Origin of the sequence: Peteryoungia algae (assembly GCF_030369675.1) — a bacterium.
Taxonomy (GTDB): Bacteria; Pseudomonadota; Alphaproteobacteria; order Rhizobiales; family Rhizobiaceae; genus Allorhizobium; species Allorhizobium algae.
Genome location: NZ_CP128477.1, coordinates 2,112,029 through 2,131,767, shown reverse-complemented (window position 1 = coordinate 2,131,767; position 19,739 = coordinate 2,112,029). Strand labels below are relative to the sequence as shown.

At 62.2% G+C, this 19,739-nt stretch carries 17 protein-coding genes; 12 read left to right on the top strand and 5 right to left on the bottom strand.

What is annotated here, in order from left to right; translation table 11 throughout:
* Positions 1 to 35: 35 nt before the first annotated feature.
* Complete coding sequence (gene iolG / locus QTL56_RS10350) at positions 36 to 1,031, bottom strand: inositol 2-dehydrogenase (protein ID WP_245135843.1); 996 nt, start codon at positions 1,029 to 1,031, stop codon at positions 36 to 38.
* A 205-nt stretch (positions 1,032 to 1,236) separates the two neighbouring features.
* Between iolG and QTL56_RS10345 the strand changes: the two genes are divergently transcribed.
* From QTL56_RS10345 to QTL56_RS10315, 7 genes are all read left to right on the top strand, one after another.
* On the top strand, positions 1,237 to 2,055 hold the full coding sequence (locus tag QTL56_RS10345; protein WP_229574730.1) for a MurR/RpiR family transcriptional regulator: 819 nt from the start codon (positions 1,237 to 1,239) through the stop codon (positions 2,053 to 2,055).
* Positions 2,056 to 2,176: 121 nt separating this feature from the next.
* Entirely contained in the window at positions 2,177 to 4,105 is a 1,929-nt protein-coding gene (locus tag QTL56_RS10340) for a bifunctional 5-dehydro-2-deoxygluconokinase/5-dehydro-2-deoxyphosphogluconate aldolase (protein WP_245135845.1), read from the top strand.
* Complete coding sequence (gene iolD / locus QTL56_RS10335; protein ID WP_245135848.1) at positions 4,102 to 5,922, top strand: 3D-(3,5/4)-trihydroxycyclohexane-1,2-dione acylhydrolase (decyclizing); 1,821 nt, start codon at positions 4,102 to 4,104, stop codon at positions 5,920 to 5,922. The genes QTL56_RS10340 and iolD overlap by 4 nt, the downstream gene beginning before the upstream one ends.
* 1 nt (position 5,923) lies before the next feature.
* Entirely contained in the window at positions 5,924 to 6,817 is an 894-nt protein-coding gene (gene iolE, locus QTL56_RS10330; protein WP_245135850.1) for a myo-inosose-2 dehydratase, read from the top strand.
* A gap of 106 nt (positions 6,818 to 6,923) precedes the next feature.
* Entirely contained in the window at positions 6,924 to 7,190 is a 267-nt protein-coding gene (locus QTL56_RS10325) for a hypothetical protein (RefSeq protein WP_229574726.1), read from the top strand.
* 23 nt (positions 7,191 to 7,213) lie between these two features.
* Positions 7,214 to 8,023 (top strand): 5-deoxy-glucuronate isomerase, encoded by an 810-nt coding sequence (gene iolB, locus QTL56_RS10320; protein WP_245135851.1) that lies wholly within the window; start codon positions 7,214 to 7,216, stop codon positions 8,021 to 8,023.
* A gap of 120 nt (positions 8,024 to 8,143) precedes the next feature.
* Complete coding sequence (locus QTL56_RS10315) at positions 8,144 to 8,653, top strand: DUF3833 family protein (RefSeq protein ID WP_229574724.1); 510 nt, start codon at positions 8,144 to 8,146, stop codon at positions 8,651 to 8,653.
* A gap of 24 nt (positions 8,654 to 8,677) precedes the next feature.
* On the opposite strand, the gene QTL56_RS10310 is transcribed toward QTL56_RS10315, so the two are convergent.
* From QTL56_RS10310 to QTL56_RS10300, 3 genes are read right to left on the bottom strand one after another with little or no spacing between them, the layout of a single operon-like run.
* Positions 8,678 to 9,892 carry a TIGR03862 family flavoprotein gene (locus QTL56_RS10310; protein WP_245135853.1) on the bottom strand — a complete coding sequence of 405 codons (1,215 nt, stop codon included), beginning with the start codon at positions 9,890 to 9,892 and terminating at the stop codon, positions 8,678 to 8,680.
* A gap of 6 nt (positions 9,893 to 9,898) precedes the next feature.
* Entirely contained in the window at positions 9,899 to 11,074 is a 1,176-nt protein-coding gene (locus QTL56_RS10305) for an aminotransferase (protein WP_245135856.1), read from the bottom strand.
* Positions 11,075 to 11,093: 19 nt separating this feature from the next.
* Positions 11,094 to 12,086: a LysR substrate-binding domain-containing protein gene (locus QTL56_RS10300; protein WP_245135858.1), complete on the bottom strand. Its 993-nt coding sequence runs from the start codon at positions 12,084 to 12,086 to the stop codon at positions 11,094 to 11,096.
* A 162-nt stretch (positions 12,087 to 12,248) separates the two neighbouring features.
* Between QTL56_RS10300 and speB the strand changes: the two genes are divergently transcribed.
* The 5 genes from speB to QTL56_RS10275 all read left to right on the top strand — a co-directional run bounded on the left by speB (position 12,249) and on the right by QTL56_RS10275 (position 17,352).
* Positions 12,249 to 13,304: an agmatinase gene (gene speB / locus QTL56_RS10295; protein ID WP_229574720.1), complete on the top strand. Its 1,056-nt coding sequence runs from the start codon at positions 12,249 to 12,251 to the stop codon at positions 13,302 to 13,304.
* An 88-nt stretch (positions 13,305 to 13,392) separates the two neighbouring features.
* Positions 13,393 to 14,481 (top strand): ABC transporter substrate-binding protein, encoded by a 1,089-nt coding sequence (locus QTL56_RS10290; RefSeq protein ID WP_370660339.1) that lies wholly within the window; start codon positions 13,393 to 13,395, stop codon positions 14,479 to 14,481.
* Between the two features lie 188 nt (positions 14,482 to 14,669).
* Positions 14,670 to 15,704: an ABC transporter ATP-binding protein gene (locus QTL56_RS10285; protein WP_245135859.1), complete on the top strand. Its 1,035-nt coding sequence runs from the start codon at positions 14,670 to 14,672 to the stop codon at positions 15,702 to 15,704.
* On the top strand, positions 15,701 to 16,555 hold the full coding sequence (locus QTL56_RS10280) for an ABC transporter permease (RefSeq protein WP_245135865.1): 855 nt from the start codon (positions 15,701 to 15,703) through the stop codon (positions 16,553 to 16,555). The genes QTL56_RS10285 and QTL56_RS10280 overlap by 4 nt, the downstream gene beginning before the upstream one ends.
* Positions 16,552 to 17,352, top strand: coding sequence for an ABC transporter permease (locus tag QTL56_RS10275; protein WP_245135867.1), 801 nt, complete (start codon positions 16,552 to 16,554; stop codon positions 17,350 to 17,352). The genes QTL56_RS10280 and QTL56_RS10275 overlap by 4 nt, the downstream gene beginning before the upstream one ends.
* Before the next feature lie 100 nt (positions 17,353 to 17,452).
* Here the strand turns inward: QTL56_RS10275 and scpA are convergent, their stop codons facing one another.
* Positions 17,453 to 19,588 carry a methylmalonyl-CoA mutase gene (gene scpA, locus QTL56_RS10270; protein WP_245135870.1) on the bottom strand — a complete coding sequence of 712 codons (2,136 nt, stop codon included), beginning with the start codon at positions 19,586 to 19,588 and terminating at the stop codon, positions 17,453 to 17,455.
* Positions 19,589 to 19,739: the final 151 nt, after the last annotated feature.

Sequence of the window (19,739 nt, the reverse complement as noted above, 5' to 3'; positions counted from 1 at the left end):
GCGCCGCCTTGCGGCAGCGCGGGAGCTCTTCGTCGTCAGTAGGCGACGGTGACTGCGGATTTGTCCCTGGCCGACCTCACTGCCGCGTCGGCGAGCGCCAGCGCGATCAGGCCGTCTTCGGCTGACGGCGCCATCGGCGTGCCGTTGTCGAGCGCGTCGATGAAGGCAGAGATCTCGGCCGCATAGGCCGCCGTGTATCGCGTCATGAAGAAATCATGCAGCGGCGGGCGGGTATAGCCGTCCTTGTTGGCGACCTCGATCGAGACCGGCCGCTGGTTTTCGGCCGAGACCGAGCCGAGCGAGCCGTGCACCTCGATGCGCTGGTCGTAGCCATAGGATGCGCGGCGCGAGTTGGAGATGATCGCCTGGCGGCCGCTCTTTGTCGTCAGGATCAGCGAGGCACTGTCGTAGTCGCCGAGCTCGCCGATCTTGGGGTCAACCAGCACCGAGGCCGAGGCCTGGACCGTTTCGATTTCTTCGCCCAGCAGGAAGCGGGCCATGTCGAAATCGTGGATGGTCATGTCGCGGAAGATGCCGCCGGAGACCTTGATATATTCGGCAGGAGGCGCGCCCGGGTCGCGGCTGGTGATCGTCACCATCTCCACTTTGCCGATCGAGCCCTTGTCGATTTCCTTGCGCACGGCCTGGAAGTGCGGGTCGAAGCGACGGTTAAAACCGAGCATGACCTTTCCGCCAACAGCGCGCACGGTCTCAAGGCAGGCCTTCGCCCTGTTAACATCCAGATCGATCGGCTTTTCGCAGAAGATCGCCTTGCCGGCCTTGGCGAAACGTTCGATCAGGTCGGCATGGGTGTTGGTCGGCGTGCAAATGATGACGGCGTCGATAGCCTTGTCTGCCTCGATTTCCTCGATCGTCTTCACGACGCATCCGGTCTGCGTGGCGATGGCATTTGCGGCTTCCGCGAATGCGTCGGCGACAGCGACGAGTTTCGCGCGCTTGTCTTCCGCGATGGCTTTCGCATGCACCTTGCCGATGCGGCCAGCGCCCAGAAGTGCCAGTCTCGTGACCATGTTCATTCCCTCCCTGCCACGCCCTGGTCTCTCGTCAAGAGGAGGCGATCGTGATGTCGTTGGGCGCTCCATATGGAGGCACCTGATCAATGTTCCATTTCACGCTGGCAAAAACCGCGTTTTGGAATATATGTTCTATTTTGCTAGATCGTGACACGGATTCTGTCAAGCGTGACGATGTGTCCGGATGAGGGTGAGGGGCGGAATGAGCGAGAGCGGCGGAGCGCAGACGATCAAGGAGTTCGAGGACCGGTTGCTGGAAGTCTCCGGCAGCCTGCCCAAGCGACTAAAGCAATGCGCTGACTATGTTGCAGCCAACAAGGACCGCATCGCCGTCTCTACCGTCGCAGAGATGGCAGAGGGTGCGGGCGTGCAGCCGTCTGCCTTCATGCGGTTTTGCCAGATCATGGGGTTCTCCGGGTTCTCCGAAATGCAAAAGCTGTTTCGAGAGAGCTTTGTCGGGGGGTGGCCCGATTACTCGACACGCCTCCAGCATCTGCGAGAAAAGGCCGAGGGCTCACCTTCGGCGCTGTTGGCCGAATTTGTGGAGGCGGGCCGACTCTCGCTGGAAAATCTCGTCAAAACAGTTGATCCGCCGACGATGGAGGCTGCCGTCAGGCAGCTTTCCGAGGCGCGGATGATTCATATCATCGGTCTGCGGCGGAGCTTTCCGGTCGCGAGTTACATGGCCTATGCCTTCGAGAAGATGGGCGTTCCTGCCATGTTGCACAGCGTCGTCGGGCGGCTCGACAATCACCATGCAATCCGCGAAGGCGACGCGCTCCTCGCCGTAACCTTTTCGCCCTATTCGACCGAGACACTCGAGCTCGTCGAACAGGTTCGAGGGCGCGGTATTCCCGTCATTGCGGTCACGGATACGGTCGTCAGCCCGCTCCGGCGCATGGGGGCGACGCTGCTGTCGGTTTCGGAAGTCGATTTCGGGGCATTCCGCTCGCTGTCGGCCACGCTTTGCCTGGCAATCACGCTCTCGGTTGCTGTCGGCACTGCGCGACAGGATGACTGAATGTTCGTATTGAAATTCTGAAAAATAGAATTTATAGTCTATTTCAGAAGGGCGCCGTTCCAAATCGCGGACGGGGGCTCGAGGCGGGGCGCGAGATCCCGCGTCACAGGGAGGAAATCGCTTGGCTTCGCTCGATCTGATCACGATCGGCCGCTCGTCCGTGGACCTTTACGGGGCACAGGTTGGTGGTCGGCTGGAGGACATGGCCTCCTTCAACAAGTATATTGGCGGGTCGCCGACCAATATCGCGGCCGGAACTGCGCGGCTTGGCCTCAAATCGGCGCTGATCACCCGAGTCGGTGACGAGCATATGGGTCGCTTCATTCGCGAACAGCTGGTGCGCGAGGGCGTCGATGTGCGCGGCGTCAAGACCGACAAGGAGCGCCTGACGGCGCTGGTGCTGCTTGGCATCCGCGACGAATACCAGTTTCCGCTGATTTTCTACCGCGAGAACTGCGCCGACATGGCGCTGTCGGAAGAGGACATCGACCCGGACTTCGTTTCCGAAGCGCGTTGCGTGTGTGTGACGGGTACGCATCTCTCGAACCCTCGGACCGAACAGGCCGTTCTGAAGGCGCTGGAAATCGCCCGGCAGTCGGGAGGGTTGACCGCACTCGACATCGATTACCGCCCGAACCTCTGGGGTCTTGCTGGCCATGGCGATGGCGAGAGCCGGTTCGTCGAATCCAAAAAGGTGACTGCAAAGCTGCAGTCGACGCTGCATCTGTTCAACCTGATCGTCGGCACGGAAGAGGAATTCCATATCGCCGGCGGCTCGACCGATACGATCGAGGCGCTGAGAGCCGTGCGGCAGGTCTCGCCGGCGACGCTGGTCTGCAAACGCGGGCCGATGGGCGCCGTGGTCTTCGAGGATGCTATCCCTGACAGTCTCGACGAGGGGCAGGCCGGCGAGGGATTTCCGATCGAAGTCTTCAACGTGCTGGGCGCCGGCGATGGCTTCATGTCCGGGCTGCTCAAGGGCTGGCTGACGGGCGAGGACTGGCCGACATCGCTGAAATTTGCCAATGCCTGCGGCGCCTTCGCCGTCTCCCGCCATGGCTGCACACCGGCCTATCCGAGCTGGGAAGAACTGCAGTATTTCTTCAAGACCGGCATCAAGAACAAGGCGCTGCGCAAGGATGCAGCGCTCGAGCAGGTGCATTGGTCGACCAATCGCAAGGCTGACTGGTCGACCATGCGGGTGTTCGCCTTCGACCACCGGATGCAGCTGGAAGCCATGGCCAGGGAGGCCGATGTTTCGGACGACAGGATCGGCGCGTTCAAGACCCTCTGCCTCGATGCCGCCCTGCGGGTTTCCGATGGCAAAGCCGGGTATGGTCTGCTCTGCGACAGCCGCCTGGGGCGCGATGCACTCTATCGCGCTGCCGGCACGGGCCTGTGGATTGGCCGTCCCGTCGAATGGCCGGGCTCGCGCCCGCTGACGCTGGAGCCGGAGATTGGTCCGGATTTCGGCGGTCTGGTCGAATGGCCGATCGATCATGTCGTGAAGGTTCTTGCCTTCTATCACCCGGATGACACGGCCGAAATGAAAGCCGATCAGGAGCAGACGGTTCTGCGGCTCTTCCATGCGGCCCGCCGCAACCGGTTGGAATTCCTGCTGGAGGTCATCCCGTCCAAGGTCGGTGCCTGTGATGACGAGACCACGGCCAAGATCATCGACCGCTTCTACGAGATCGGCGTCTACCCCGACTGGTGGAAGCTGGAGCCGATGAAGACGACGGCCTCCTGGGCGAATGCCTGCGCGGCGATCGAGCGCCATGATCCCTATACACGTGGCATCGTTGTGCTTGGTCTCGATGCGCCGCAGGCGGAACTGGAGGCGAGTTTCCAGCTTGCTGCCGGCTTTGGTCTCGTCAAGGGGTTTGCTGTCGGGCGCACCATCTTCGGTGACGCGGCGCGCAAGTGGCTTGCCGGAAGCATTACGGATACCCAGGCTGTGGAGGATATGGCGGCGCGTTACCAAAGCCTCTGTGCAATCTGGGATGCGGCGCGGAAGGCGGCGGCTGCCGCCAAGGGAGGACAAGCATGAAGACGATCCGGCTGACCGCCGCTCAGGCGATGGTGCGTTATCTCGCCAATCAGTTGAACGAGGATGGCGTACCCTATATCGCCGGCATGTGGGCGATCTTTGGCCACGGCAACGTGGCCGGCATCGGCGAGGCGCTCTATGGCATACGCGAGGAGCTGCCCACCTATCGCGGGCAGAACGAGCAGTCGATGGCGCATGCGGCCATCGCCTATGCCAAGCAGCTCGGCCGTCGTCGCGCGATGGCGGTGACGTCCTCCATCGGCCCCGGCGCGCTCAATATGGTGACGGCTGCGGCTCTCGCCCATGTCAACCGCCTGCCGGTTCTCCTCATTCCCGGCGATGTCTTCGCCAATCGTGGCCCGGATCCCGTGCTTCAGCAGATCGAGGATTTTGGCGACGGCACCATGTCGGCGAACGACTGCTTCCGTCCCGTGTCGCGCTACTTCGACCGGATCATGCGGCCGGAGCAGCTTTTGACCGCTTTGCCGCGCGCCATGCGCACGCTCACCGATCCCGCTGATTGCGGTCCTGTGACGCTTGCCTTTTGCCAGGATGTGCAAGCCGAGGCTTACGATTACCCTGAAAGCTTCTTCGCCAGGAAAACCTGGCGCTTCCGTCGTCCCGAACCCGATGTCGTGGAATTCGAGGCGGCGGTCGAGGCCCTGAGGGCCGCAAAGAACCCTGTGATCGTGGCCGGTGGCGGCGTGCATTTTTCCGGCGCGACCGATACGCTGAAGGCTTTCGTCGAGAAGCACCAGATCCCCGTCGTCGAGACGCAGGCCGGCAAGTCTGCGCTCGCCTGGGACCATGGTCTGAACTTCGGCCCTGTTGGCGTGACCGGTGCCGAAAGCGCCAATCTGGTCTCGGAAAAGGCCGATCTCGTGATTGGCGTCGGCACACGTTTCCAGGATTTCACCACCGGGTCCTGGGCACTGTTCAAGAATCCCAGCCGAAAGATCCTCGCGCTCAACGTGCAGGCGTATGACAGCGCCAAGCATGATGCGATCCCGCTCGTGGCTGACGCCAGGATCGGGCTGGAAAAGCTCTCGGCTGCGCTCGGCGATCACAAGTTCGGTGCGCCCGATGCCGGTCTCAAGGCCTCCTGGTTCGCCAAGGCGGATGCCGTCACCGCTGCCCCGGTCGATAGCAATTCGCTTCCGACGGACATGCAGGTGATCGGCGCCGTGCAACGCGCCTCGCGCGACAACACCGTCGTCATGTGCGCCGCCGGCACCATGCCGGGCGAGTTGCACCAGCTGTGGAAGTCCAAGCTGCCGCTTTCCTATCACATGGAATACGGCTTCTCCTGCATGGGCTATGAGATCGCCGGCGGTCTCGGCATCAAGATGGCAGAGCCCGATCGTGACGTTATCGTCATGGTCGGCGACGGCTCCTACATGATGATGAACTCGGAACTCGCGACCGCAGTCGGCATGGGCGTGAAGATCACGCTGGTGATCACCGACAACAGGGGTTACGGCTGCATCAACCGGCTACAGATGGGCACCGGCGGTGCTGAGTTCAACAATCTCTACGCCCATACGAATGTCAGCCCGATGGCCATCGACTTTGCCGCCCACGCTGCGTCGATGGGTGCGCGATCCCACAAGGTGTCGTCGATATCAGAGCTGGAAACCGCACTCGATGCCGCCCGTGCGGCGACCGAGACAACCGTCATCGTCATTGATACCGATCCTTATCCGACCACAGGAGCCGGCGGCTACTGGTGGGATGTCGCGGTGCCGGAGGTTTCGGCCCGCAAGGAAGTCACGCAAGCCCGCGCAGCATATGAAGCCGCACTCAAGGAAAGAAACTGAGATGATCCTGTTCGGTACCAATCCGATTGCATGGTCCAACGACGACGACCGCCGCCTCGGCGCCCATATCAGCCTCGAACAATGCCTCGACGAAACCGCAAAGATCGGTTTCGACGGCATCGAGAAGGGCCACAAGCTGCCGACCGATCCGGCCGAATTGACGTCGGTGCTGGAGCCGCGCGGCCTGAAATTCGTTTCCGGCTGGCATTCGTTGAACCTGCTCACGAACTCGATCGAAGAGGAAAAGGCCGCCATGCAGCCTTTCCTCGACGTGCTGAAGGCCATGGGCTGCAAGGTGATCATCGTCTGCGAAACCTCGAACGCCATCCATGGCGCCGATGACACGGCTCTTGCCGACCGTCCAAAGCTCATCGACGCCGAATGGGCAAAGTTCGGCGCCGGCGTCGAGGCGCTGGCCGAGTTCTCGGCCTCTCAGGGCATCTCGCTGGTCTATCACCACCATATGGGCACGGTGGTCGAGACCGAGACCGAAATCGACAAACTGATGGAGCACACCGGCCCGCATACGAAGCTGTTGCTTGATACCGGTCATTGCTATTTCGGCGGCGGCAATCCGGAAGCGATTGCCACAAAATACATGCACCGCGTCGGCCATATCCACGCGAAAAATGTACGCCCGGTGATTGCGGATCAGGTGCGCAGCGAAAATCTGTCCTTTCTCGAAGGCGTGCGTCGCGGTGTCTTTACCGTGCCTGGCGACACGGAAGGTGGGGTAAGCTTCCCGCCAGTGCTGAAGATCGCTGCCGAGCACAGCTATGAGGGCTGGATCGTCATCGAGGCCGAGCAGGATCCGGACGTGCGCAATCCCTTTGACTATCAAAGCCTGGGTCTGAAGTCGCTCAAGAGCTTTGCCAGGGAAGCCGGGCTGATCTGAATGGAAACCCCGGGGCGGAGACTTATCTTCGCCCCGTGTTTTGACAGATGGAAGATTTGGGCTCTATTGCAGGCGACCCATTCACAAGACTGCCGGGAGCAAAGCCTTGAAGTTCCAGATCCTCGACCCGACCCACCCTTTCTTCAAGCCGCTATGGCGCCGCATTCTCTGTGTTGTGCTGCCGCTGGCCTGGGCCGGAGTGGAGTATTGGAACGGCGCCACCGGCTGGACGATGGTCTTCGTCGTGGCCGGCCTCTATGCGGGCTATGAGTTGCTGTTCATGTACGACCACACGATGAAAAAGGCCGAAGCCAAGGCGGAGGCCGAGCGTATCAGGATCGCGGCAGAGGCCGAGCGCTCCGACGCCGACTGAGCTTAAGACACGGGAGACGAGGAATGACCGATCTGTTGCGCAAGCCTACGGGCACATCCAGCAAGGTGCACGACATCACACCTGCCAGCGCAGGCTGGGGCTATGTCGGTTTCGGGCTTTATCGCCTGAAGGCGGGCGAGAGTGCCGCAGAGGCCACGGGTGAGACGGAAGTCATTCTCGTTCTCGTCGAAGGCAAGGCAACGGTCTCCGGTGGCGGCAAGGACTTTGGCGAACTCGGCGACCGCATGTCGGTCTTCGAGAAGACGCCGCCGCATTGCGTCTATGTGCCGGCGGGTGCCGACTGGGCGGCAAAGGCCACGACCGACTGCGTGCTTGCAATCTGCACGGCGCCCGCCGTGCCGGGCCGCGAGGCCCAGCGGATCGGGCCAGAGGGCATTTCGCTTGTCGAGCGTGGCAAGGGCGCCAATACGCGGCATATCTATCCGATTGCCATGGAAGACCGGGATGTCGCCGACAGCCTCCTGGTGACGGAAGTCTTTACGCCCTCGGGCAATTGGTCGTCCTACCCGCCACATCGGCACGACGAGGACAATTTCCCCGAGATGACCTATCTCGAAGAGACCTATTACCACCGCCTCAACCCGGCTCAGGGCTTCGGCTTCCAGCGCGTGTTCACCGAGGACGGCTCGCTGGACGAGACCATGGCCGTCTCGGACGGTGATGTGGTCTTGGTGCCGAAGGGGCATCACCCCTGCGGCGTGCCGCATGGCTATGAGATGTATTATCTCAATGTCATGGCCGGACCCTTGCGCAAATGGCGCTTCCAGAATCATCCGCAGCATGACTGGATTTACCAGCGCGACAACGGCTGACAGGATGCAAAGGCGGCGTGTGTGCCGCCTTCACAAACGTGTTTGCCGGGCCGGGGCAAAATCCGGCCGTCCATCCTTTGCGTAGTGGTCTGCACAACGTCAATGATGGAGATGCCAATCATGCCGAAGCTCACCTTGGCCCTTGTCGGGCTAGCCATGAGCCTGCTGCCGTCCACCGGACAGGCAGCCGACAATTTCACCTTCGAGGACTATTTCACCGGTCGGACGGAAGCGGTGGGTTCGTTCAGCGCGATCAACGGGATGAAGCGCAAGTTCACCGTTGATCTGACCGGCAAGTGGGACGGCAAGACGCTGACACTGCGCGAAGACTTTGTCTTTGACGACGGCACCAAGGACCGCAAGACATGGCGTTTCGTCAAGACAAGCCCGACCACCTATCTGGGCACGCGCGAGGATGTCATCGGTGAGACGAAAGTGACTCTGAATGGCACTGTTGCCCGCTTCAACTACCTCGTCTATCTGAGCCCCGAGACGAAGGGCAACAAGGTTCACTTCTGGGACAAGATGGTGCTGCGCAAGGACGGTACGGTGCTCAACACGGCGCTCGTCACCAAATTCGGTTTCCCGGTCGCAAAGACCACCGTCGAGTTCCGCAAGCCGGGAAAATAGGACGACAAGGCTCGCCGCTAAGGCTCAGCCGTCCGGCGCCGTGCGCCATTGGTCTATGCCACGTGCCGCGGCAATGCCGGTCGCGAAGCAGGCGGTGAGCAGATATCCCCCGGTTGGAGCTTCCCAGTCGAGCATTTCTCCGGCGATGAAGGTGCCAGGGCGGCTTTTCAGCATGAAGCGCTCGTCGATAGCCTCTAGCGCTACTCCGCCTGCCGTCGATATCGCTTCCTCGATTGGGCGAGGACGATTTACGGTCAGCGGCAGGGCTTTGATGAGGCTTGCCAAGCCATCCGGATCGAGTTGGTTGGCGTCGGTTCTCACCTCCCGCAGCAGGGCGATCTTTACTTTGTCGAGATTGGCGGCCTTTTTCAGTCTTGTCGAAAAACTCGCCTTGCGATCCTGACGTGCGAGGTCCGCGGATAGCTTCTCCGCCGTTCGCCCCGGGGTGAGATCGAGCGTAAGCGCAGCATGACCTTCCTGGTCGAGCACGTCCCTCAATGCCGCCGAATGCGCGTAGATCAGGCTGCCCTCGATCCCGCCCCGGCTGATGACGAATTCGCCCTGGGTGGTGCCGGCGGTCGAGGTGGCCTTCACCGATTTTACCGGATGGCCGGAGAAGCGGCTGTCGAAGCTGTCGGAGAAGTCGCAGTCGAAGCCGCAATTGGCTGGACGAAGCGCGGTGACGTCCACGCCTGAGGCTTGCAGCAGCGGCACCCAGGCAGCAGTCGAGCCGAGCTTCGGCCAGCTTGCGCCGCCAAGCGCAAGAAGCGTTGCGTCGGCGGCCACGCGCTTCGATCCCTCGGGTGTGTCGAAGAGCAGGGCATCACCATCGAAGCCCGTCCAGCGGTGGCGGGTGAGAACAATCACCCCCATTCCTTCCAGCCGCCGCAACCAGGCGCGCAGCAAAGGCGAGGCTTTCATGGCTTTCGGGAAGATCCGACCGGAGGAGCCTACGAAGGTTTCCGTACCCAAACCTGCGGCCCAGTTCCGGATCGCCGTCGGCGTCATCAGATCGAGCACGGGGCGCAACCGGTCGTTCGCCGCGCCGAAGCGCGTAACAAAACGCGCATAGTCCTCGGCATGGGTGATATTGAGGCCGGATTTGCCGGCGAGCAGGAACTTGCGCCCCACCGTGGGCATCGCGTCATAGACGGTGACGGCATGGCCTTTGCCGGCGAGATGTTCCGCCGCCATCAGACCCGACGGACCGCCGCCGATGATCGCCACGCTTTTCTTCATGTCTGCTCAGTCCAGAGTGAAAGTCGATAGACGGGAGACCAGACCTTCGATCGTCGCGCTGTCGGCATTGGCAAAGGCGAAGCGCAGGTAGTCCTGGCAGTCATCGCCAAAATAGGCGCCGGGAATGCAGAGCACGCCTGCCTTCTTCGCCAGCCTCTCCGCGACATCAGCGGAATTCTTGCCGGGGAAGGGATGCCGGATGAAGGCGAAATAGGCGCCAAGTGAGTCCATCTTCCAGGCAGGGAGCTCTGCCATCACGCTCTTCAGCGTGTCGGCGCGCTTCAGGATCTCGATGCGATTTTCCTTGCGCCAGTCTTTCAGCGCCGGAATGGCCCTGGCGACGGCAGCCTGCGGCGCGCGGGGCGCGCAGATCTGCAGATTGTCCATGACTTTTGCGATCTCGGAGACGGCGCGGGGACCGGCCGTGATCGCACCGAGGCGGTGGCCCGGGATGCAGAAGGATTTCGAGAAGGAATAGAGGAGAACGAGGTTGTCTTCCCAACCTGTGATCGACAGGAGGTCATGCGGGCGGTCTGCGCTGGCCAGGAAGTCGCGGTAGGTCTCGTCGAGGATGAGGAAGGCACCTGCCTTGCGGCAGGCGTCGAAGGCTTGGTGCAGCAGCTCGGCCGGGTAAATTGCGCCTGTCGGGTTGTTCGGCGATACCAGCGCCACGGCCTTTACGCCTTTCGCCAGAGCCGCTTCGATGCCTTCGATGGTGGGCACGAAACCGGTGGCTGGATCAAGCGGGATCAGCTCGCGGCGGATGCCCATCATCGCCAGCGTGGTTTCCTGGTTGAAGTAGAAGGGATCGGTCAGCGCCACCGCATCGCCACTGGCTGCGATGGCCGAGACCACTGCCATGAAGGCCTGGTTGCAGCCGGCCGTGATGTGAATGTTTTCCGCCTTGACCGGTGCGCCGTAAACCGCAGCAACCTCTGCCGCATAGGCCTCGCGCAGGGGCGTCTCGCCTTCAATCGGACCATAGCCGGCATTCGCGCGAGCGGACGCGGCCTCCGCCAGCCAGGCGAAAAGATCGGGATGTGGTGGGTAACCGGGCACGGCCTGACTCAAGTCGATCATCGGGCCGGCTGCGCCATCATAGGCGCGCGCCCAGGCAAACACCGAAGGCACTGGCGGGGCCGAGAGATCAGCAACGTGCGGATTGAAGGGGGCGGCGGGCATGGCGGGGTCCTCGGCTTTGTCAGCTCTCTTCCAAGAGTGTGGCAGTGGTACTGGTATTGGTGTTTCGCTTGCGCGGGGAGGTCATGCCTCGTCCTGCGCTGCGGCTTGCCGGGCGCGGCTGGGCGGCCCGCTCGGTCTCGATCATGTCGAAGATCCAGTCGATGAAAACCTTGGCGATCGGGGCTGAGCGCACGTCGTTGCGGGCGGCGACGTAGAAAGCGTCAGGTGCGGGGACGGCGAGATCGAAGGGGATCACGAGTTCGCCGGCGGCAATCAGGCTGGAAGCCGTGATGCTGTCGCCGAGCGCCACGCCCTGGCCATGGCGGGCAGCCTCGGTCGAGAGCCTGGCGTCGCCCATGAAATGTTCGCGCGCCCTGGGCATGTCCAGTTGATCGGCGGCGGCAAGCCAGCTGCGCCATTCCCGGCCGTCATCGCCATGCAGCAGGACATGGTCGTGCAGATCGCGGACGGAACGCAGCGGCCGCGTGTTGAGCAGCGTCGGGCTGACGACGGGGAAAAGGTCGAAATTGCTCCAGAGCCTCGTCCAGCAATCCTTCCAGCCGCCAGGGCCATAGAGGATCGCGATATCGATGTCGGGCGAATAGATGAGGCTGGAATCGTTGCTCGATGTCAGGGTCAGGCTGATCTCGGGGTAACGATCGACAAAGGAACCGAGGCGGGGCACCAGCCAGAGCGAGAGCAGTGCCGGTACGCAGGAGATGCGCAGGTTGCCGCTGGTCGATGGTCGGTTCATCAGGGCGGTTGCTGCCGCGATGCCGTCGAAGGCCTGGGTCACGGCCGGCAGGAGAAGTGCGCCCTGCGGCGTCAGCTTGAGCCGCTTGCCGCCGCGCTCGAACAGCGCCGTCTTCAGCGTTTCTTCCAGACTGCGGATCTGATGCGAGATGGCGCCATGGGTCACGCTCAGTTCTCGCGCCGCGGCCGAGATGGAGCCGCGTCGGGCTGCAGCCTCGAAGGCACGCAAGGGGTTGAGCGGGGGCAGGCGGCTTGCCATGGCGATTCAATATCCGTGAATTTTTCTCACATGGATTGCTATAACATCGTGAATTGATTTTCCAAGTGGGTTGCGGGTTAATGCTCACAATAAGGGCAGGCAAGGACCGTGCCGTAAAAATGGACGATGGCTGGCCCGTCGTTCACAAACAGGGAACGAGACATGACCTTCGACGAAAAGCGCCTAGCGGCGCTGCGCGAGAAATACGGAAACGACAAGGCCGGCGAGATCTTCGACCCGAAGTTTGCCAAGGTCGGCGAGAAGATTTTTTCGAACGGGACGCGAGCGGCACCCTATGCCGGTGTGCCGACCTTCGTGTCTGCCCCCTATCGCCAGGTCGACCAGCGTGACCCTGATGTCCGCGATCTCGATGTCGCGATCGTCGGCGTGCCCATGGATCTCGGCGTCACCAACCGGCCCGGGTCGCGCTTCGGACCTCGCGCCTTGCGGGCGATCGATCGCATCGGACCCTACAACCATGTGCTCGATTGTGCGCCGGTCTTCGATCTCAAGGTGGCCGATATCGGCGACGTGCCGTTTTCCAGCCGATACCGGCTGGAAATGAGCCATGACGACATCGAGGCCTATCACACGAAGCTTGTGAGCCAAGGCGTTCTGCCGCTTTCTGTCGGCGGTGACCACTCGATCACCCATCCGATCATGAAAGCGATCGCGAAAAAGCATGGGCCCGTCGGCATGATCCATATCGACGCCCATTGCGACACCGGCGGCGCGTTCGACCAGACCAAATTTCACCACGGCGGTCCCTTCCGCAATGCCGTGCTCGACGGCGTGCTCGATCCTGTCAGGACGATCCAGATCGGCATTCGCGGCCCGGCCGAATATCTCTGGGAGTTCTCCTACGAATCCGGCATGACCGTCATTCACGCAGAAGAAATCAACGGTCTCGGCATTGCCGCGATCATCGAGAAGGCCAAGGCTGTGATCGGAGACGGCCCGACCTATCTGTCCTTCGACATCGACAGTCTCGACCCGAGCGTGGCACCCGGCACCGGCACACCCGAAGTGGGCGGCCTGACGTCGCGCGAGGCGCTGGAACTCATTCGCGGCTTCAAGGGCGTGAATCTCGTCGGCGGCGACGTTGTCGAAGTCGCGCCGCAATATGACGCGAACCACAATACCGCTCATGTCGGCGCACAAATCCTCTTCGAAATCCTCAGCCTGATGGTCTATAGTCCGGCCATCAAGGCGCGCTGAGGGCGCTTATCCCGGGCAGTTTTTCTGGCCGGCTACAGAGGCAGTTCAAAGGGCGAAAACGCCTCAACCACAACAAGGGAACAGGACCATGAAAGACATCTTCTCCAATTCCGTCAGCCGTCGCGGCGTGCTGGCCGGCTCGCTCGCAGCTGCCGGCGCACTCGCCATGCCGACAATCCTCAGGGCGCAGGACAAGTCGATCAAGATCGGCGTCTATGGCGGCTACTTCAAGGATTCGTTCGACAAGAATATCTTCCCGGAATTCACCAAGGCGACCGGCATTGCCGTCGAATCGATCGCCGAGCCGACGGGTGAAGCCTGGCTGGTGCAGCTCGAGCAGGCCGCCAAGGCCGGCCAGGCGCCGGCCGACCTCTCGATGATGTCGCAGGTGGCCATGCTGAAGGGCCAGGCAACCGAGCTCTGGGCGCCGATCGACATGGCGAAGATCACGAATGCCTCAGGCCTGATCGACCGCTTCGTCAACAAGTATCCGGATGGCCGCGTCGCCGGCGTCGGTGCCGTTGCCTGGTACATCACGCTGGTCACCAACACCGATGTCTTCAAGGAAGCCCCGACCTCCTGGGAAGCGCTGTGGGATCCGGCAAATGCCGACAAGCTCGGCCTGCTTGCCCTCGTCTCCAACTCCTTCCTGCTGGAAGTGACCGCCAAGACGTATATGGGGGGCACCAATGCACTCGATACCGAAGAGGGTATCCTGAAGGCGCTTGAGAAGCTGGCGGAAGTGAAGCCGAATGTGCGCCTCTGGTACCGCGACGAAGCGCAGTTCGAGCAGTCGCTGAAGTCGGGCGAAATCCCGATGGGCCAGTATTACCACGACGTCACGGGCCTTGCCGCCGCCGACGGCCAGCCGGTTCGCTCGACCTTCCCGAAGGAAGGCGGCATTCAGGACTCGGGTTGCTGGGCGCTGTCACGCGCCTCGGCCAAGACCGAGGAAGCGCATGTGTTCATCGACTACATGTGCCAGCCGTCGATCCAGGCGACCCTGTCGCGCAAGGTTGGCACGGCCCCGACGGTCAAGCGCGAGCTGCTCGACCTGACAGATGCCGAATTCGCGTCCGTCTCCTCGGATATCGAGCCGATCACGCCGCGTTACGACCTCTACCAGACCAAGTCGGACTGGTTGAACCAGAAGTGGACCGAGCTGATCGTCGGCTGATTTCTACTCGGCGCCAACTGTGCCTCTCCCCGCTTGCGGGGGGAGGTTAGGGTGAGGCAAAAGCCTCAAATGCCAAAACGCTGTGACGCCCTCAAAGGGCCGCTCACCATTGCAAGACAATTCGTGCGTGAGATGCTATCGCCGCGCCAACGGGCTTCGAGCCTGCATCCTATGATTTCGGAGACATGATGTCCGGCCTCGCCCTCAATTCCATCACCAAGCAGTTCGGCCCCTTCACGGCGGTCGATAATGTCCAGCTTTCCGTCCCGCATGGCACCTTCGTCTGTCTGCTCGGCCCCTCGGGATGTGGAAAGACCACGCTGCTAAGGATGATCGCCGGGCTCGACAGTCCGACAGAGGGTTCGATCGTACTCGACGACCAGGACATCACGCAGGTGCCGACGCACAAGCGTGATCTTGGCATGGTCTTCCAGTCGCTGGCGCTTTTTCCGCATCTGACCGTCGGCGAAAACATCGCCTATCCCTTGCGTATCCGCGGCATCGGTCGGGAGGAGCAAGTGAAGCGGGTAGACGAACTGCTCGCGATGATTCATCTCACCGGCTATGCGGACCGTCCGGTGCACAAGCTCTCCGGCGGCCAGCGGCAACGTGTGGCGATCGCCCGGGCGCTTGCGATCTCGCCAAAACTCTTCCTGCTCGACGAGCCCTTGTCGGCGCTGGATGCCAAGCTGCGGGAGGCGATGCAGGTGGAGCTGCGCAAGCTGCAACAGCAGCTCGGCATCACCACCATCGTCGTCACGCATGACCAGCGCGAGGCCATGACCATGGCGGATACCGTGGTCGTCATGAATGGCGGCAAGATCCGGCAGGCGGCGAGCCCGATCGAAATCTATCGCAAGCCGGCCGATCGTTTCGTCGCGGATTTCATCGGGTCGACCAATCTGCTGCCGCTGACAGCGCAGGCGGGAACGGCGCTCGTGCTCGGGCATGCCGTCGCCGGGATCTCGGCACCGTCAGGCCAGGCGCAGGCCAGCCTTTCGGTTCGCCCTGAAGACGTGAAGCTCTCCGCGCCCGGCGAAGGCCGGATCACCGGCAAAGTCACTTTCATCCGTGATCTCGGCGGCACGATCGAGACCTTTCTCGATGTCGCCGGCACCGAAGTTGTTGCCGTTTCGACACCACGCGAGCGGCCGGTCGTCACCGTCGGCCAGGATGTCGGCATCATCATCGACCCGGAAACCGCCGTGGTGCTGCCAGCATGAGACGCGAGGCCCCGAAAACTGCGCTCGACTATGCGCCGCTCGTTTTCCCGGCGGGCATGCTGATCCTGTTCTTCGTCGTGCCTTTCGCGACGATGATCGCCGTTTCCTTCTTCCGCCGTGACCCGGCCGGCTTCTATTCGCCCGACTTCGTCTTCGACAATTACGCCCGCTTCCTGTCGTTTTTCTTCGGTGGCGTGCTCAGCTTCTCGCTTGGCCTGGCGATCGCAGTCGCCGTGGTCTGCGTGACCCTTGCGCTGCCCTTCACCTATCTGCTCGCGCGCATGTCGCGGAAGGCTCAGGTGCTGTGGCTGGTGGCGTTGCTCTCCATCCTGTCGCTTTCGGAAGTCATCATCGGTTTCGCCTGGTCGACACTGCTTTCGCGCACCGCGGGCATCACCAATCTTCTGGTCATGATCGGTTTGATGGACAGTCCGGTGGCGCTGATGCCGAATTTCGGCGCGGTCCTGACGGGCATGGCCTATCAGGCGCTGCCCTATACGGTGCTGGTGCTCTATCCCGCACTCGTCCGGCTCGATCCGACGCTGACGGAAGCGGCGCGTACGCTCGGGGCCTCGCCGCTCAAGGCCTTCTTCACGGTGGTTGTCCCGGCGCTGCGCAACACGCTGATCGCCACGCTCATCATGGTCTTCATCTTCGCGCTCGGCTCCTATCTCCTGCCGCAGATCCTCGGTCGTCCCTCTCACTGGACGCTCTCGGTGCTGATCACCGACCAGGCGATCTACCAGTCCAACATGCCATTCGCAGCGGCGATGGCGGTGTTCCTCGTGCTTGTCACGCTCGGAATGGTAGCATTGACGCTGCTGATTGGTCGCAAGGGAGAGGCAGCATGAACACGGTCCTCACGCGTCTCTACTTCACCCTCATCGGCATTTTTCTCGCCGCCCCCATCGTGGTCGTCGCGGGTGTCTCGGTGAATGCCAAGCAGAGCCTGAATTTTCCTCCGCAGGGCTTTTCCTTATCCTGGTACAGCGCGATCTTCACCGATCCGGGCTGGCGCGCGGCCCTATTCGCCTCGGTCATCCTGGCGCTCTGCGCGGCTGCACTTGCCGTCGCCATCGCACTGCCGCTGGCCTGGTTCCTGTGGCGGCGTCTTGCCCCTTGGGCGCAGATTTTCCAGCTGCTTGGCATTGCCCCGTTCACGTTGCCGCCCGTCATCACGGCGCTGGGCCTTCTCACCTTCTGGGCAGCGACCGGTTTCTATGGCCAGCCCTGGACGGCCGTGATCAGTCACGCGATCTTCTTCGTCACTCTGCCTTTGGTGACGCTGTCACTCGGCTTCTCGGCCATCGACCGCTCCCTGGTCGAGGCGGCCGCCACCATGGGCGCCGACGACCGTACAATTTTCCGCACGGTCGTGCTGCCGCTGATCGCGCCCTATCTCGTCTCCGGCTATGCCTTTGCCTTCGTGCTCTCGCTCAACGAATACATCGTCGCCTACATGACGGTCGGTTTCGTGATGGAGACGCTGCCGATCAAGATCTTCAACGCGCTGCGCTACGGCTATACGCCGGTCATGGCTTCGGTGACGATCCTCTTCGTCGCGCTCGCGGCTGTCGTCTTCGGCCTCGTTGCCCGTTTCGGCGATCTGCCGAAGCTGCTCGGGGCCAATGCAGACGACCGCAGCTGATCGAAGTGGTCTGCGGTGATCCTGAAAGATCACCGCAGCCGGGGCTTTGGGCTGCTATCATGGAGGGCGTGGGTGATGCCGTCTGCGATTGTCGGCATCCTCAACTGTTGCGCAGGCGACCCTCGAGCAGATCGAGCACCGAGCGCGCGGCATCCATGACATTGGTGCCGGGGCCGAACACGGCGGAGACGCCATGCTCCAGCAGGAAATCGTAGTCCTGGCGCGGAATGACCCCGCCGACGACGACGATCACGTCATTCGCGCCCTTGGCCTTCAGCGCCTCAACCAGCTGTGGGGCGAGCGTCTTGTGTCCGGCGGCAAGTGAGGACAAACCGACGACCTGCACCTTGTTGGCGACGGCCAAGTCTGCGGCTTCTTCCGGTGTCTGGAACAGGGGACCGGCCACGACATCGAAGCCGATATCGCCGAAGGCCGAGGCAATCACCTTGGCCCCCCGGTCATGGCCATCCTGGCCGAGCTTGGCGATCAGGATGCGCGGCTTGGCGGCCGCCTTGCCATAGTCCTTGAGGCGGGTCGACAGCGTCTCCATTTCCGGATCGCCTTCATAGGCCTTGCCATAGATGTCGTGCACGACTTCGGGCACGGCGACGTGATCGCCGAAGACGGCGCGCATGGCGTCCGAAATCTCTCCGACGGTGGCGCGGGCGCGGGCGGCGTCGACGGCAGCTTCCAGGATATTGCCTTGACCGGTCTTGGCGACCTCCGTCAGTCGGGCGAGCGTTTCGCTGACCCGCTTCGGATCGCGCTGGCGACGCGTCTGCTCGATGCGTTTGATCTGCGACAGCCGGACTGCCGAGTTGTCGATCTGCAGGATATCGATCGGGGCCTCGTTTTCCAGGCGGTACTTGTTGACGCCGACGATGACCTCCTCGGCGCGGTCGACGGCTGCCTGGCGGCGGGTCGCCGCTTCTTCGATCAGGCGCTTCGGCAGGCCGTCATCGACGGCCTTGGTCATGCCGCCCAGCCGCTCGATCTCCTCGATTAGCGCCCAGGCTTTTTCTGCCATGTCATTGGTCAGGCTCTCGACATAATAGGAGCCGGCGAGCGGATCGACGACCTTGGTCACCCCAGTCTCATGCTGCAGGATCAGCTGGGTGTTGCGGGCAATGCGGGCAGAAAATTCGGTTGGCAGCGCAATCGCCTCGTCAAACGAGTTGGTGTGCAGCGACTGTGTGCCGCCGAGCACGGCGGACATCGCCTCAAAGGCGGTGCGGATGATGTTGTTGTAGGGGTCCTGTTCGGCAAGCGACACGCCCGAAGTCTGGCAATGCGTCCGCAGCATCAGAGACGATGCCTTCTTCGGCTCGAACTCCTGCATGATGCGGGTCCAGAGCAGGCGGGCGGCGCGCAGCTTTGCTGCCTCCATGAAGAAGTTCATGCCGATGGCGAAGAAGAAGGAGAGGCGGCCGGCAAAGGCGTCGACATCAAGGCCCTTGGCGATGGCCGCGCGGACATATTCGCGACCGTCGGCCAGCGTGAAGGCGAGCTCCTGCACCAGCGTCGCGCCGGCCTCCTGCATGTGATAGCCGGAGATCGAGATCGAGTTGAACTTGGGCATCTCCTTCGCCGTGTATTCGATGATGTCGGCGATGATCCGCATCGAGGGTTCGGGCGGATAGATATAGGTGTTGCGGACCATGAACTCCTTGAGAATGTCGTTCTGGATCGTCCCGGAGAGCTTGTCGCGCGAGACACCCTGTTCCTCGCCGGTCACGATGAAATTGGCGAGGATCGGAATGACGGCACCGTTCATGGTCATCGAGACGGAGATATCCTCAAGCGGAATGCCGTCGAACAGGATCTTCATGTCCTCGACACTGTCGATTGCCACGCCCGCCTTGCCGACATCGCCCTCGACGCGCGGATGGTCCGAGTCATAACCGCGATGGGTGGCGAGATCGAAGGCCACGGAGACCCCCTGCTGGCCGGCAGCAAGGGCCTTCCGGTAGAAAGCATTGCTCTCCTCTGCCGTCGAGAAACCGGCATATTGCCGGATCGTCCAGGGACGGCCGGCATACATGGTGGCACGTGGACCGCGGGTGAAGGGCGCAAAACCTGGCAGGCTGTCGAGATGGTCGATGCCGGCAATATCGTCTGCCGTATAGAGCGGCTTTACCGGAATGCCCTCCGGCGTCTCCCAGACAAGGCTGTCTGCCGGACGCTTCAATTCCTTCTCGGCAAGCGCCTGCCAGTCGGCGATGGTTTTCTTGGTCATCCGGTCTTCTCCCTGCTCCGCACGGACTGCGGGCCGACGACTAGTGTTCCTGTTTGCCCCTCGGCCTGCCCTCTCCACGCAAGCCTGGACTGGGAGGCACAATTGGCGCCATCTCGGCCTGCTCCCCGTTCCGGGCAGAGACGGTGCCGGC